The sequence below is a fragment of the uncultured Campylobacter sp. genome, from assembly GCF_938030685.1.
Lineage (GTDB): Bacteria > Campylobacterota > Campylobacteria > Campylobacterales > Campylobacteraceae > Campylobacter_B.
This window is the reverse complement of sequence record NZ_CALHHX010000196.1, coordinates 1-15,661: the sequence shown is the minus strand read 5'-3', so window position 1 is coordinate 15,661 and position 15,661 is coordinate 1. Positions and strand designations below refer to the sequence as shown.

At 44.6% G+C, this 15,661-nt stretch carries 9 protein-coding genes and 2 pseudogenes; 8 read left to right on the top strand and 3 right to left on the bottom strand.

From position 1 onward, the window contains the following. Together Q0369_RS09345 and Q0369_RS09340 are read right to left on the bottom strand one after the other, a co-directional pair. Positions 1-1,330 (bottom strand): LON peptidase substrate-binding domain-containing protein (locus Q0369_RS09345; protein ID WP_298099050.1); only part of this gene is annotated, 1,330 nt, incomplete at its 3' end. 8 nt (positions 1,331-1,338) lie between these two features. Beyond that, complete coding sequence (locus Q0369_RS09340) at positions 1,339-1,986, bottom strand: outer membrane protein assembly factor BamD (protein ID WP_297894030.1); 648 nt, start codon at positions 1,984-1,986, stop codon at positions 1,339-1,341. Between the two features lie 252 nt (positions 1,987-2,238). Between Q0369_RS09340 and Q0369_RS09335 the strand changes: the two genes are divergently transcribed. From Q0369_RS09335 to Q0369_RS11245, 8 genes and pseudogenes are all read left to right on the top strand, one after another. After that, positions 2,239-2,988: a type II secretion system protein gene (locus Q0369_RS09335; RefSeq protein ID WP_298099047.1), complete on the top strand. Its 750-nt coding sequence runs from the start codon at positions 2,239-2,241 to the stop codon at positions 2,986-2,988. Positions 2,989-2,997: 9 nt separating this feature from the next. After that, a pseudogene (locus Q0369_RS11250) lies at positions 2,998-3,063 on the top strand (prepilin-type N-terminal cleavage/methylation domain-containing protein); the annotation flags it as partial. Between the two features lie 390 nt (positions 3,064-3,453). After that, complete coding sequence (locus Q0369_RS09330; RefSeq protein WP_298099044.1) at positions 3,454-4,059, top strand: hypothetical protein; 606 nt, start codon at positions 3,454-3,456, stop codon at positions 4,057-4,059. Further along, a complete protein-coding gene (locus Q0369_RS09325) occupies positions 4,059-4,592 on the top strand; it encodes a hypothetical protein (RefSeq protein ID WP_298099042.1) in 534 nt (177 codons plus the stop codon). The genes Q0369_RS09330 and Q0369_RS09325 overlap by 1 nt, the downstream gene beginning before the upstream one ends. Before the next feature lie 15 nt (positions 4,593-4,607). Beyond that, positions 4,608-5,150 carry a ribosome-associated translation inhibitor RaiA gene (raiA, locus tag Q0369_RS09320; RefSeq protein ID WP_297882144.1) on the top strand — a complete coding sequence of 181 codons (543 nt, stop codon included), beginning with the start codon at positions 4,608-4,610 and terminating at the stop codon, positions 5,148-5,150. A gap of 592 nt (positions 5,151-5,742) precedes the next feature. Then, positions 5,743-11,871, top strand: a complete 6,129-nt coding sequence (locus Q0369_RS09315) for a hypothetical protein (RefSeq protein WP_298099039.1) — start codon at positions 5,743-5,745, stop codon at positions 11,869-11,871. A 378-nt stretch (positions 11,872-12,249) separates the two neighbouring features. After that, on the top strand, positions 12,250-14,046 hold the full coding sequence (lepA, locus tag Q0369_RS09310) for a translation elongation factor 4 (protein ID WP_298099036.1): 1,797 nt from the start codon (positions 12,250-12,252) through the stop codon (positions 14,044-14,046). Positions 14,047-14,645: 599 nt separating this feature from the next. Next, a pseudogene (locus Q0369_RS11245) lies at positions 14,646-15,350 on the top strand (DUF6882 domain-containing protein). Positions 15,351-15,418: 68 nt separating this feature from the next. Here Q0369_RS11245 and Q0369_RS09295 read toward each other — a convergent pair. Then, complete coding sequence (locus Q0369_RS09295) at positions 15,419-15,586, bottom strand: hypothetical protein (protein ID WP_298024122.1); 168 nt, start codon at positions 15,584-15,586, stop codon at positions 15,419-15,421. Positions 15,587-15,661 lie beyond the last annotated feature (75 nt).

Sequence of the window (15,661 nt, the reverse complement as noted above, 5' to 3'; positions counted from 1 at the left end):
TTTTATCGATCTCATCAAGCACGATGACGGGGTTCATCTGATTTGCCTCGATGAGGCCTTGCACGATACGCCCAGGCATCGCGCCGATGTAGGTGCGGCGGTGTCCGCGCAGCTCGTTTACGTCCTCGAGCCCACCCAAAGCGATGCGGATGAGCTTACGCTTAAGCGCGGTCGCAATGGAGTTTGCAAGGCTCGTCTTGCCTACGCCGGGAGGGCCGTAGAAGCACAAGATCGCGCCGCCGTTTTTGCCGTCCTCTTTATTTTTCTTGCCGCTTGTGCCGCGAAGCTCTAAAAGCTGCTTTAGCGCGAAATACTCCTCGATGCGCGCCTTGGGCTTTTTCAGGGAGTGGTGGTCTTTATTTAGCTGCGCCGTAACTCCCTCGATGGACATCTTATGCTTGGCGGTCTTTTCAAAAGGCACCTCCAAAACCCAGTCCAGATAGCTCTGCACGAGCCCCGCATCGGCGCTGTCCGGATGAAGGCGGGCAAATTTATCGATCTGCTTTTTGATCTCTTTGTAGGCGTCCTCGCCCAAATATGACTTTTTGGCTTCCAGCTTTTTGCGGTATTCCTCGATCTCGACGTCGCGGTCGGCATCGCCGCCGAGCTCCTTTTGGATCTGCTTGAGCTGCTCTTTTAAAAAATACTCTTTGTTCGTCTTGTCGATCTTGGAGTGAACTTTGCTTTTGATCTCCTTTTCAAGCCTCTGCGCTTCAATCTCGTCGGAGATGTAGTTGATGAGGTTGAAAAGGCGCTTTTGCAAGTTGCTCTCGGTAAAAAATGAGTAGGCTACCTGCTTTTTTAGCCGCAGTGCGCTTAAAATTAGGTCGCAAACGCGCGCGGCGTCGGTGCCGTCGTCGATGGTTTTCAGTAGATCGTTCGGGAAAAAATGCGTGAGCGTGCTAAGCGTCTTGGTTTTTTCTTTCAGCACGCTTACCAGCGCGTCTAATTTCTGGTCGTTGCCGCGCTCGTCGTGGATGATATCGACGGTAGCGATTAACGGATATTGTGAAATTTCTTTTACGATTTTACCTTTTAGCGCGCCTTGGAATAAAATTTTAACCCGACCGTCAGGGAGCGGCACGGTTCTCATCACGGAGCCCACGACGCCTGCGTTATAGATACCGCCGAAGCTTCTATCGCCGCTAAATTCCGACTTTGAGCTTACGACCATTATCATAGATTCGTTTTTAGCGGCTAGATCGAGAGCCTTTTTGTTATGCTCGTCGCCGATGAAAAGGGGCGCTATCATAAAGGGATATAAAAATAGCTCGTCCTCGACGATGATGGGCAGATCGCTCGGGAAAGTTGTATTTTGCATTAGTTGCATCGCTCCTCCTACTCAAAGATCGCGCGGTACCAAGGTGAGCGCGGTTTAATGACGTCGGTGCCGTTTAGCGGGGATTCTTCGATGCGCTGCTCGTAGATTTTGGCAGAACTTTCGCGGTCGGTGCGCTGGTAAAGGTCTTTGATGTCGATATTTAGCTGATGCTCGGCAAGTCTGAGCTTCGTTAGCATCGTCTCAAGTAGCGGACGATACTCGCTCTGCGGGTATTCAGCTATAAATTTTCGAATTTCGTCGATGCTGTTTAGCATTAGCTTTTGGTTGCGATTTGGGCGGCTAAAGGAATCGAAATTTGCTCTAATTTTTAGAAATCTTGCGTATTCGATTTTTTGCGTCGTGCCGTAGAGACGGATATATTCGTCTAGGTATTTGTTTGCTTTCTCGTAGTTTTCATCCTCCACAAAAGCCCACGCCATAATGAGTGTCATCTCCTCAAGCAGCGGAGAGGCGATGTGTTCGCTAGAAAAGCTAGTGTAATGCTTCTCGGCATCCTCCATATTTGCGTTGTTGATATCTTCTAAAATTTTAGAATACCACGTCTCGGGACTTAGGTTAAAAAGCTCGCCGTCGCCTTTGCCGCTGCAGCCGCCGATAAACGCGATAAATAGGAGAGCGGATAGAATTTTACTTAGATTTGTCATAAAAAATCCTTGGAATTTATTTAGCTCGTAATTTTATAGTCTTTGAGTAAATGCAAGCTTAAATTCTGCATCCAAATTTAAAAATGGAATTTCTTTAAAATTTTTGTGCGTTCGGGCTTAAAAATCTTTGTAAACCGAAAAAATTTACGCGATAAATTCTAAATTTAAGTTTAACAATAGTATAATTAGCGCCGATAACGCAGAGTAAGTTTGCGTTTCCGTAATTTCAAAATTTTAAAGAAAGGATGTAAGATGAAAAAAGGTTTTACTCTAATTGAGCTAGTCTTTACTATCGTGATTTTGGCGATTACGACGATGGCGATTCCGCGTATCGTCGCGCAAACCACCGAGCTAAACGCCCTCGCGATCAAAGAGGAGCTTGTATATAACGCCAAAGCTTTTATGTCTCGTATATCTAAGGCACAGTGGGATAGTGCGTACGCGGGGGATGCTACGTGTGGAGGCGATACGGGCTGCATGAAGAGAATTTTATCGGTAAATCCGACGATAAAATTGCCGGATAATAGCACTATGGAAGCTAGACCGGGAATTTTGGATGAGGCTAGTAAGCGTGAGGTTAGCACCCAAGCTCCAGCCACAAAAAGACAATTCGGTAGAGGGAAAATTTCTTTCGGCGGCGGTCGTTATAACGATGTTGATGACTACGATAAATTTACTACTCAAATGACAGTAGGTGATTTAGTGGGCTCTAGTAGTAAGGGTGATTTTATTCTTAATACTGGAATTAATGTCGACGTAGATTATGTAGCAGAGCCTTTTACTGCGGAAGATTATGCTAAGGGTACCGATATAAACGGAACCCTTAGTGATCAACCAGCCAATGGCTCCCCTACCAATATAAAGATGGTTAGGGTTGCCGCCACGGATCTAAACGATGCCGTAGCTAAAGATGGTACTGCCAAATCAGTAGTTTTAAAAGCGTTTTTATCCAATATCGGCGTCGGCGTTCAGACAGCCGTCACTAGACGATATTCCCGATAGGAGCGCGAGATGAAAAAAGGTTTCACCCTTATAGAGCTTGTATTTGTTATCGTAGTATTAGGTATCATCTCGATGTTCGGCGCCGATCTATACACAAAGATATATAAATCCTATGTGCATGTACGTGCAGTAAATCAGCTGGAAGCTAGAACACAAAATGCAATAATGCTAATAACAAATCGCTTGGAAGATAGAATAAAAAGTTCTACTATAGGCAGAGAGCTTAGAACGAACGCATTCGTGCCAATTAGCGCTTTAGATGATCCAAAATACGATATACTAGAGTGGATCGGACAAAGCGTAGAGACGAGAAATATAAACAAGAGAACTCCCGGTTGGAGTGGCTTCATGTCGATGTCTCAACTCCGAGATGACAAATGGAAAGCAGGTACAGAAGATGCAGGCTATATTGGAAATACGAGAGCTACATTCAATATGGTATCCTTGGGCAGCGATTTCCCCCAAGTGGCTAATATAGTTGGAAATTTAAGAGCTACGGAATACGGTAAATCGTCCACTAATACTCAAGTTGCCGTTATCTTTAGGGTTGTTACGAATGATGCTTCACCTACTAGCGTAGGTATAGGCTTTGGCTACGATAGAAAGGTCGACGTGAACGGTAGCAATCGCGTGCTGATCGCCGTAGGCACTCCTAGTACTACGGGTACCAATAATAAAGAAAGCGAAACTATTACTATCAACCAATATCCATTAAATCCAAATAACGATAAATCACAGGAATTCTCCGAGCAGTACTATATAGCTCATAGTGCCTACGCGATTGTTCCAGATCAAGTCGTAACATATATGAAAAATAATGCAGGTAAAGTATTAAGTAAGAATTTTAATCTACTCTTGAAATATAACTATCGTCCATGGAGCACCGTTGAAAAAGATGCGAACTCGTATGATAAGGCTAGCAGCGCGTTACTAGCCGAGGACGTGAGCTTGTTTAGGTTTAAGGACGATAACGGCGCCGTTGCGCTTAAGCTATGTATGAGAGACGACGGCAGAAATTTCGATCCCGCAGAGTTGGATCTAAACGTTTGTAAAGCACAGGTGGTGTACTAATGAAAACTATGCAAAAGGGCTTCGCTCTAGTAGCAGCCATATTTTTTATCATCATTGTAGCGACTACGGCGATTACGGCACTATCTATCGCGTCTATGACGGCTCGCGATGTCAATAATATTCAAGGCAGAGAGCAGGCGCTACTGCTAGCTCAGAGCGCTACGGAGTTAGCAGTCCTTGCTATGCAAAAGCACCAGTATCTAACTACTGAGCTTAAGGAGAAGAACGCTACGGCTGCGACTAATCCTACACTAAATACGATTACTCTTGTGTATCCGTCAAATGATCCAGCTCAAAAGATGTTTGATATCACCGTGACATTCGGATATTTCGATACACAGCTGGGTGCGCCCGGCAATCATACCGTCGCTTATAGTAATTTTGGGCAAGGCTCGTCAGAAAGTCTTGCGAACGGTAGTGTGGGCAGAATTTTAAGCCATGCTGCACTTGTAGACGTAATAGTAGAGTCAAATACGGCGGTTATGGGTACACCAAAGGTTAGATATCACAGACGAACTATTCAAAAACCATAATGCAAAGGAGAGGCGATGAATTTAAATATCGTAGGTAAGCAGTTTGAGCTAACAGAAGCTATTAAAAATTATGTAGAAAACGCATTTGAGACGCTAGAAAAATATAATCTCGACATCATCTCGGGGCGTTGTGTAATTTCTGCTGACGAGAAGCAGGGTAAAAAGGGCTTCGTGGTGGATTTCTCACTCAATTTAGCGCATCAAGACACTATCGTTGTGCGTCAAAAAGATAAAGATCTCTACGCTGCCGTCGATCTCATCGTAGATCGCGCTTCAAAAGTGCTTCGCAGATACCACGATAAGGTAAATTCTCACAAAAATCGCGACGAAATGAAGCAAAACGCCGTAGATAATGCGGTCGGTGCCAATAAGCCAAATTTAAACGATGAAGTTGATGAGATCGTCCCTACCGAGCTGGATCTATATAAGCCGCTAGAGATCGATGAGGCGCTAAATAAGCTTAAAGAAAGCACCGATCAGTTTTTGGTTTTCAATGATATGGACGCTAAAATGCGTGTGCTTTATAAGCGCAAGGACGGTAAATTCGGTCTGTTTTAGCTAAATTTCATATTCGGGTATTTGAAATTTCAAGCGCTCGAGTTCTGATGAAATTCGGATCGGGTGCTTTTTTTAAATCGTCTCTGTTATAACATAGCGCCGATGAACTTTGGAAAAATAGCTGATCATATTTTTGCAAAGTCCAAATTGCGATGTCTTTAATTCGCTGCACTAGGAATTTTTACAGAGTAATACCGCCCGATTTTTAGTTGTGACAAGCCTTGTTGCGAGAATTATCTACGAGCAGTGAAGCCGTAAAGCGAATGTGGGTGAAGTTGCGTGAGCAAAAAATCGCGCTCAACTCGCCGTAAGCGAGCCGGCTTTTCGTAGCGGATGTAAAATTTATTTCAACATCAAATCGTAACAGAGCTTTTGAATTTTAAAATTTGCTGAAATTTTTGATAAATTTCCGCATTTTTTATATTTTATGAAATTTTTTCATCGTTAAGTTTTCATCGCGTTGTCGTTATTTGCCGTCCCATTTGAAATAAATTAAATTTTAATTATAAATCTTTCAAATTGCACTGTAATTTAAGCAAAAAAAATGTAAAATAATAGTCAAAAATTATGTTATTGACCGGAGGGTAGTATCATGAAAGTTAAGAGTTTTAGCTTTGCGCCCATTTTGGCGCTGTTGTTTTGTTTCGCGACGGGAGTATTCGCAGATGATGTTAGGTCGAACGTGAAGATAAATCCTGCTACCCCAATAAGCAACGAGTATCGTGACGATGGCGTGCTGGACGGAAAGATAGGCAGAAGTGGTTGGACTTGGAACGGAAATGAGGGTTTGTATAATTTCACCACTATAAAAAACTTTCCGTCTGACGAATTAAACCAAAAGCCGATAGTTAGATTCGGCGGTGCGGGCACATACGTCTTTGGAGACTACGCCGTGACTGGAAAGCCGGTGATTAAATTAAGCTGGCCTTCTGCTTTAGGCCGTGATTACATGTGGGGAGCAAAAGGCACATACATTAAAGATGACGGCGACGGACAGTTTTATTTGAATAGTTCAAAAGCTGTTTTGAGGCTTCCTAAGGGCGTGACTAAAGACGATATAGTCTATGCGAGACTTTATTGGCAGGGAAATATATTCAGCACGACTGATTTTGACAGCCAAGCAGAATACAACAGCAAAGACGGAAAAAAATTGACCGGTTTTGCTAAGGGGTATACACGGGTGAAATTTAAAATGAAAAGCTCGAAAGGTAAAGCTAGCATAATAGAAGATGTTTATAGAGATAGATGCGAAGGAACGGCTGCTTGGAACTTTTTGGCAGAATCTCGCAAGCCCTTACGTTTGCGTTTAAAATATGGCTGCACTAAAGATATTACCGATCTAGTCAAGACATATTTTGAACCTTATTCCGACAGCATTGAATTTACTGTAGGAAACGTAAAAACGAGTGATGGTGAGGATCAAAGCGGTGCAGATTTTACCAATGGAGAGTTCAACAGCGTTCGTCTTGGGCCGTACGGCGGATGGGGAATAATCGTAGTATATGATAAAACCGCCCCGTCCAGAAGGGCTTTGCTAGATAATTTACAATCTAACGATAGCGTAACGGGTCAAAAAATGACTTATAAAGAGGCCGTAGAATATAAAAATAAATATTTTAAACCAAAAAACGTAACTATTTACGGCGATTATTTTGTCCTCACCCCTTGGGATAAGGGATATACGCCTATAAACATTAACGCTACCATCAATGGATTTTATACACCTAGAAGTGGGTCCGTAAGTGCAAAGCTAGGGTTTTTAGGGTTTGGTGGCGAGAGAAAAATGACCTCCGACGAGTATTTTAAAGTTCAACACAAAGGAACCGCACAAATGGATTCGCTATACGGATCCGGTGTGGTTAATCAACGGTTAGCTAACGATCGCGCTAATATATACGACGGCTCTGTCGCTTTACTTATAAATGATAACGGCACCTATAAGTATAGCTATCCATACGGCACTGGTTATTTAGGTGGATTTGATCTGGACGAATTCGATATCGGTTCAAAGATGAAGAATGCGCAATCTAGTCTAAACATCTCTTTGGGTGCGGCGTATGAAGATCTCAACGGAGGTCAAGCCGATCAAAACTTCATAAGTATGATTGCTATTTCCGCCGATTTGTATGTCCCTCAAATGTGCTATCAGTATGAAGTCTATAACGCCTCTAACTGGGTTAAATTCTTTGATAATGATGGTAACCGAAGAAGCGAAGAGGATGTAAAAAAACTACATGAACCTCCTGAGCAGATCAAAAACCCGGTAGTTGCGGGTGAAAATATCTATTATAGAATGAAATTTGAAAATAGATTGAATGGCGGCGATAGCGAAGATGCAGCAGGTGCGGTAGTATCGATCGACTTTGGTCAAGCCGGCGCTACCTATACCAAAGATAGCGCTACTATAAATAACGAGCTAGTCGTAAATGATCCTATCACTACCACTACAAATACCATACCTGCGGCGGCAGCCGATGAACTAGTCTATTTACGCGATGGTCAAAAGGGTGCATACGAGACTATGAAAGACGTCATAAAAGGTGGCACTCCAAACGTTACGAAGGCTATTTATAAAGATAGGCAGTTTACTGCGCTTGACGGTAATATATTGAAATTTTATATAGGTCAAGGCGCGGGAGACTTAACTCCTTCTTCAACACCGGGCGGTAGTCCTGTACTTGTAGGCGGATTAATGCAGCCAGGTAAAGCGGCATACGGTGAGTTTAATGCTACCGTAAATACGGGTGCAACCATATTGCAGGCTCCTGCCGTGACACTAAGTTATAAGATGAGCCTAGACATAGGCGGCGGTCAGCGAGTCTTCATAGAGATGGATAGCGCTTCCGAGCTTGAATTATGCGACGCGACAAAGGTTTCTAAAAGCGTTAATATCCTACCTTTAAGCGGTTTGCAGGTAGTCAATAAGAATTTTAGTAAAAATGACGACGATGATAGACTATATACTCAAATCTCCGATAAGCCTTTCGATGCAAAACTTATCTTTAGACCGGATTACGAGAGCCAATTTTGTAAGAAGTATGACAATGAAACTGGTAAATGCGAGGAATATATCGATGCTGCTGCAAATTCTCCTTACTTTAAAAAAGATCCAAATACCGGTAAGCTCATATATATCGGTAGCGAGGCTAGAAAGCTTGAGAAATTCGACTTGAGCGGTAAATTGTATTTATCCGTTGTCAGGGCGAGAAATGCCGCTACTACCTCGGATAAAATTGCCGATGACCATAAGGGAAATAGTGCAGTTTACTCATGTCTATCCGTAACCGATTCCTTAAAAATTCCGTTTAAGATGAAGGACAAAACCGATTACACTATCGATAAGGAAGTGGATTTTAAAGGAAAAAGTATTTTAGAGCTAAACGATATAGAGATAGGAGATGCGTATCAGGGTCTTACATTTATGCTTAGCTATCGTCCGGACAATCAAGTTGCCTCAGGGTCCGATTTAGATCAGTATATAAAAAATAAAGATTTAAATAGCAGCGATCCTAAGGCTTATTATTCGGAGCTCAAGAAATGGGAGCTTAAAAAGCGATATGGATATTGTGAGTCTGGTGAGAATTTCGGTTGGTGCAACAAAAATCTAACCGAGAACCAAAAGAAGGATATTTGGGAGAATAAAATACAACCGGAGCTGAAGAAGCTTGAAGATAATATAAAGGCTGCTAAAGATGAGTTCGGAATTCAAATGTCAAAAGACGGCTCGTTCCATATATGCGGTAGCGACAACTTCGTGCTTCGCCCTGCATATTTTAATGTAGATACAGAAGCACTGAAGAATTCGGGCAAGTATAGTAAGATCGTAGACACTACCGCTAGTGGCGATATAACTAAAAAAGGTGATGGCTCCAGCGTACTTAATCCTAGTAATCTGCGCGTAGGTGGTGATTATACACAAAATGCAGATATCTTGGCTCATGTAATATCGGCCAGAAGCTATAGCGGCAACTACGTACCTAACTACACAGCAGAAATTGGCGGGGATTTGGGCAATCAACGCTATCATCTACGTAAAAGCTATGGCGCGGATTCTGACGATACTCAAGATATATCAACCAAGATCCGCGGTATTCAAACCTACTTACGTCCATTTATATCCAATGAATGCGCGGCTAATGTCTCTACTCAATCCTATTATGTAGATAGAAAGAATGCTTCCACTACGTTAAAACGTGGCGTTAAAGAAGATAGTTGTTATGGCGGTACCGCAGTGGAATATGCCGGTGCTAAATACAATGCCGAAACAGGCAAATATGAGATTGATCCGGAAGCTATCAAAAAAGGCTCTTTTGGCAAGAGTGATGATGTCTCGTGCGTATTAAATGGCACAAGCTCGAAATTTGACGCAGCATTTAGAAGAGTATGGGATAAAAATGCGGTAAGCTTATGGGCGAATTTTAACGCTAGAAATATCGAAGAGACGGAGGGCGTTGCTAAATTTGATAGCAAAGGTCATGTTCAAGGTGCATATCTTATGACTCAGTCTAGAAAAAATCCTGAGGCAAAAGATAAAAGCTATGCCGTCATCTATACTGAAACCATAGGCAAAGATGCCGATAAAATTTTTAATTACTATAATGTCGGCGATGTACTCGTAAACATCTATGATAATTCGTGGACTGACGCTTACTCTGATCAGACATACTCTAAGAAGTGGAAGAGCGCTAAATGTATTATCAATTCATCTAGTAACACTCCGGACGCTAAAGGTATGGTAGGTTGCGACGTCGGTATGAGACTTGCTGCCAATAAAGATAAAGCGATAAATGATAATATTGTATTGCGCTACCGACCGGATCGTATCAGAGTATCTCTCACAAGCCTTGATAACGGTGTGACAACCGGCGTAGGCGATAATAATATCTCTGGTGGAATATCTGCGTATACATATTTCAACGCTCCGGACATCGAAAACGATGTCGTAGTATATGCTGACGAAAATTCTAGCCAGAATTTAGCGGTGACGCATCAGATAAGTCAGCTAGCTAAGCTTAAGGTCAATGCAGTAGCGTATCTATCTGACAAAGTTTATAAGGATGTCATCGCTACGCTTTATGACGGATATAAAATGGAAATTGGCGACAAAGGTAAGGAGAAACTTCAAGCCGTGTGCGGATTTTCGAGCGATCTTGATTTTGCGCTAAATTTCGGATTTGATTGCGCTAACAATAGTACCGATGGGCGTTGCTCCACAGCTACCGCTAATAAGACCGGTGGAGCTACAAATTACGTGCCATATCCTGATAAACCTGCCGTTAAATACGAGATCCCTAGCGATACGCAGTATTTTGCTAAAGATTCTGACGTATGCTTAGGCTCTACTGGATATGATAGCAGATGCTATAAATATAACGTAAGAAGCAGTAAGGGTTCTTCTAAAACTGATGAGATGCCAGACTGGGAGGAAGCCGCTTCTAGCGGTGATGCTGGTTATGGCTTACCTATACCGCTTAAAATAGCTCTTAATTACTACTCTGATGCTTCATTAAGAGGCGGGCTTATCAATAGACCGCAAGGCGGTACAGGAATTAATTATGACTCGAAGTCAAATGAATTCAGAATTTTAGCGCAAGGATTTAGAGAAGGACAAACTCCCGACTCGACCGTGTATTTTAACTTCGCTAGGATGCATAAAACCCCTAGCACCCCGGTGCTTATCTATGCTAGTGACTTTGATATTCAAAACGGAACCGCTCTTAAGACCTTTGGAAAGTTTTGGCCATCGAAATTCGATAGCTCATACAAAGCTATCTCTGATACCGACTCTGAGGACTACAATAAAACCGGTATAAAGCTGTCTAAGGAAGATTTCGATGTCTTTATTACTAGAAAGGTTAGCGAGACCAGAGCTGCAAGTAAGGCTGCTTATATAGCCGCCGCTAATTCTAATAGCAAAACTTACGCAACCGGCACTACCGTTACAGATTTTAGCGATAATGTAGGCACTTACGCCCTATTTGTCTATGGTACATCGTACGATAAAAGTTTGGGAGCCATAGTGCAGCAAGCTACCACTGGGACTCCAATATCTGTTCCTATTTATACGCAGATTTATTGTGGCAGAATTGATAAGTGTTCGAATATGCCTGCGCCTAATGAAAATCTTGCCTATGAAGCCCCGGTTGTGATCGATTCTTCGAATAAGGTTAAAGCCTCGAATATATTTACCGTGCTAGCGGCTCAAGATCATAGCTTAACTGACTTTACGAAGTTTGTAGTAAATACGAAAGCTACTTTAAATAACATAGACGAGGAGTTTGTGAGCGACTACGATAGTCTTACTAAGGTTGGCAACGTAAATGTGGATATCAGCAGGGCCAATGTGGTAAAAAATGGCCGAGAGAATATAACCATCAGTGGCACTGCGGCCGGTCATGCTACAATACGTATCATTACTAATCCATGGCTTATTCATACTCCAGCCTTAAATGATAAGACTATGTTTACTGCAAATGATGGAGGAGCCTACTCTAAAAAGTATCCGGGCGTACGACAGTATTATAATCCTCTTCGCGTACATATAAAGCAGTCTAAACCTACGGTCTGGGGCGGTGAAGGTCAGGTTAAATCGGGCATAGCGGATGATGTAGGGTCGTTCGCTGGTGGTAGCTCGTCAGACAATAGTACTAGCGATACTTCGACTAGAATTCTAGATTCTGGCGATGTTCGCGATATCTACAATCAAAAGACCGATTGGTAGTATCAGCGTTAAGCTCATATTACAAAGGCTAGCCTCCTGGCTAGCCTTTTTTTATGAGCGAAATTTTGGTTTTATTAGTAGCGGATCTTTTAAAATCCTACATTTCAATACAGCCGCAAAAATCAATTAGGAAAAACTGCGCTCAATCCTCATCCTAAAATCCTACCGTGACAAAGCGCATTGCCAATAATGCTTAAAAGCATATCACTCAAAGCCGCATTATATCCCTCCTCTACCCCCCAAAATTCCATTTCATAAAATTCCAATCCGCCTAGAGCCGCCTTATAAATTTCGCCTCATAAATTCTATTCGCCCATTTACCCATTTTTAAATGAAATTTCGGCACAATGCGGCTTAAAATTTCGTCAGGAAAGCCACTTGAAAACAAAAAATATCAGAAATTTCAGCATCATCGCGCATATCGACCACGGCAAATCCACGCTCGCAGACCGCCTGATTAGCGAGTGTAACGCCGTTGAGGCGCGCCAGATGAGCAGCCAGATCATGGATACGATGGATATCGAAAAGGAGCGCGGCATCACGATCAAGGCGCAGTCCGTGCGGCTCGAGTATGAGCTTGGCGGAGAGAAATACGTTTTAAATTTAATCGACACTCCGGGCCACGTAGATTTTAGCTATGAGGTCTCGCGCTCGCTGGCTAGCTGCGAGGGGGCGATCCTCGTCGTGGATGCGAGCCAGGGCGTGCAGGCGCAGACCATCGCAAACGTCTATATCGCGCTGCAGCACAATCTTGAAATCATCCCCGTACTTAACAAAATCGATCTGCCCGCCGCCGATCCGCAGCGCGTAAAAGAGGAGATCGAGCACGTCATCGGGCTTGATTGCAGCAGCGCGATCGAGGTCAGCGCCAAAACGGGTGCGGGTATCAAGGAGCTTTTAGAGGCGATAATCACTCGCATCCCCGCGCCCAAAACGGACGACGCTGCGCCGCTTAAGGCGCTTATCTACGACAGCTGGTTCGATAACTACCTAGGCGCGCTCGCGCTTGCGAGACTCTACGACGGCGTGCTGAAAAAGGGCGACGAGGTCTATATCATGGGTAGCGAGAACCGCCACGAGGTGCTTGATCTGATGTATCCCAACCCGCTCGCGCCTGCCAAAACCCGCGAGCTTAGCAGCGGCGAAGTGGGCATCGTCGTGATGGGGCTAAAAAACGTCGCCGACGTGCAGGTGGGCGATACGATCACGCTTTTTAAAAAACGCGCCGCCGCGCCCGTGGGCGGATTTGAGAAGGCAAAGCCCTTCGTGTTTGCGGGCATCTATCCCGTGCAGACCGATAAATTTGAAGATCTGCGCGACGCTTTGGACAAGCTCAGCTTAAACGACAGCTCGCTTAGCTACGAGCCCGAGACGTCGCTCGCACTAGGATTTGGCTTTCGCGTCGGGTTTTTGGGGCTACTGCATATGGAGGTCGTGAAGGAGCGGCTCGAGCGCGAGTTTGATCTTGATCTCATCGCCACGGCGCCGACCGTCACATACGCCGTGTATCTCACAGACGGCTCGTGCGTGCGGATACACAGCCCCAGCGAGCTTCCCGCGCCAAATTTCATCGAGCGCATCGAGGAGCCCTACGTCAGGGCGACCATCATCACCCCTAGCGAGTTTTTAGGCAATCTCATCAGCCTTTTAAATTTGCGCCGCGGCATCCAAACCAAGATGGACTACATCACGCCTGAGCGCGTCCTGCTCGAATACGACGTGCCCACAAACGAGATCATAATGGACTTTTACGACAAGCTCAAGTCCTGCACGAAGGGCTATGCGAGCTTTGATTACGAGCCGATCGATTATAGGCGCGGCGATCTCGTAAAGCTCGACATCCGCGTCGCGGGCGAAGCGGTCGATGCGCTCTCGATCATCGTGCCCGCCTCAAAGGCCGAATCCAAGGGGCGCGACCTCGTCAAAGCGATGAAGGAGATCGTGCCGCGGCAGCTTTTTGAAGTCGCGATTCAAGCAAGTATCGGCAACAAGATCATCGCTCGCGAAAACGTCCGCGCGATGGGCAAAAACGTGACCGCCAAATGCTACGGCGGCGACATCACGCGCAAGCGCAAGCTACTCGAGAAACAAAAAGAGGGCAAGAAGCGCATGAAGGCGATCGGCAGAGTAAATCTGCCGAGCGAGGCATTTTTAAGCGTGCTGAAGATCGATTAAATTTTATGCTTGAGAGGGTGATCTAAATTTCATCTTTTGCCGCGCGGTCGTAAAATTCGCTTTTAAATTTTAACGATCGCTCGGTCGGTTTAAATTTAAGCGGCTCGCCATTCGGTATTAAATTTCGTCTTTAAATTTCACTATCTAAAGAGGCGATTTAAATTTTATGACTGTACGGCGTTTTAAGCTCTATCGCTCGTCGCCTGAGCTGATACATTCGCTGCTGCCGCGCCGCTTTAAGCTCTAGCGTTCACTGCTCGGTCGTAAAATTTCGCCTTTAAATTAGGCTAAAATTTTGCTTTTCAAATTTAACATCCCGTGAGCGGTTTAAATTTTATGTCCGCCAGCCGATTATTGCGGTCGCGCCCGCAGCTCGGCTACAAAATTTTATCCATGCGGCGTTCTGATATGAAATTTTATCCGCTGCGACTTTATAAAATTTGATTAAATTTTACTGCGCGCCGCATGAAATCGTCATAGCGTAGGCGGCAGATAATTATTTTTGTAGAATTCCATAGCCAAGTGCGGCGCATAATAGGGCGCGCCGATAAATTCCACAAAAGCGCTAAATTTATCGGCGCGAGATCAAAGGAGTAAAAATGAAATTTTTAGACCGCTTGGGCGTGGATAGGAGCAGCTTTATTGATCTGTTTTCGGCGTGTTTAGGTTGCGGCGCAAGGGTGCAAGAGGCGGGCTCGAAGCTGATCGTAAAGAGCAGGCGCTGGTCTGTGGATCTAAAGCGCGGCGAGATCAGTTTCGGCGATGATGCGCCGCGCGCCATCTGGTATATCGGCAGCGAAGCAAACGCCAGCCGCACGTGGCTGTAGGGATACGAAAATATAAACCGCCTAGGTGAGCGGCTGCTCACCCTTGCGCGAGATGTGCGCGACTTCGGCTTGCGGCACGGGCTAGAGGAGCTTAGCACGCCTAAGCTCGCACTAAGCGCGGAGATAAACGGCCACGCTCTAAGCGCGATCGCGTGCGGATTATCGCAGGAACCGGTATGTTACTACCGCTGTCCGCACGCAGGCGGAGCGGTGTTTGTGGCGTTCGCGGCGGGCGAGTGCGTGAGCTCCGATGGCACGATCAAGCTCAGCATGGACGCAAGGGGGCTCATCTCTTTAGCGCGCGATTATATAGGCACATTTCAGTTAAATCACGCCGTTTTTATTAAGGCGCTTTTACTTAGAAACGGCACGAAATTTAGCGAAGCGGCGGACAAGATCGTAGCAAATTTTAAAAATGACGCACTCTTTTCGTTTGATAATTTGGGGCGGCTAAGCGAGGTGAAGTTCGCCGTATAGAGCCGCAAATATTGCGGCATGCATTCGAGGCTTTGAAATTTACGCCGTGAAATTCTTCTTCGTAAATTTTATATCTTAACATTTTCATCCTTAGAATTTTGCTCGGTAAAATTTAGATCGCAAAATTCCGCCGTGCGAAATCCTCTTAAAATTTTACGTTGCAAAATTCTGTCGCTAAATTTACGCCAAATCTCTAAATTTAAATCAAAATCAGTCGCCGTCGATGTCGAAGTCAAGATGCTCTTTGAAGTAGGCACGCAGCCTGCGGCGGTCGTTGCGGCCGGGCGTGATCGCAAACCACAGCACGCGGT

Bases quoted from the DNA above. Each gene is read 5' to 3' on its own strand.
- raiA (WP_297882144.1), top strand. From the start codon at position 4,608: ATGAATTTAAATATCGTAGGTAAGCAGTTTGAGCTAACAGAAGCTATT.
- Q0369_RS09325 (WP_298099042.1), top strand. From the start codon at position 4,059: ATGAAAACTATGCAAAAGGGCTTCGCTCTAGTAGCAGCCATATTTTTT.
- Q0369_RS09315 (WP_298099039.1), top strand. From the start codon at position 5,743: ATGAAAGTTAAGAGTTTTAGCTTTGCGCCCATTTTGGCGCTGTTGTTT.
- Q0369_RS09340 (WP_297894030.1), bottom strand. From the start codon at position 1,986: ATGACAAATCTAAGTAAAATTCTATCCGCTCTCCTATTTATCGCGTTT.
- Q0369_RS09335 (WP_298099047.1), top strand. From the start codon at position 2,239: ATGAAAAAAGGTTTTACTCTAATTGAGCTAGTCTTTACTATCGTGATT.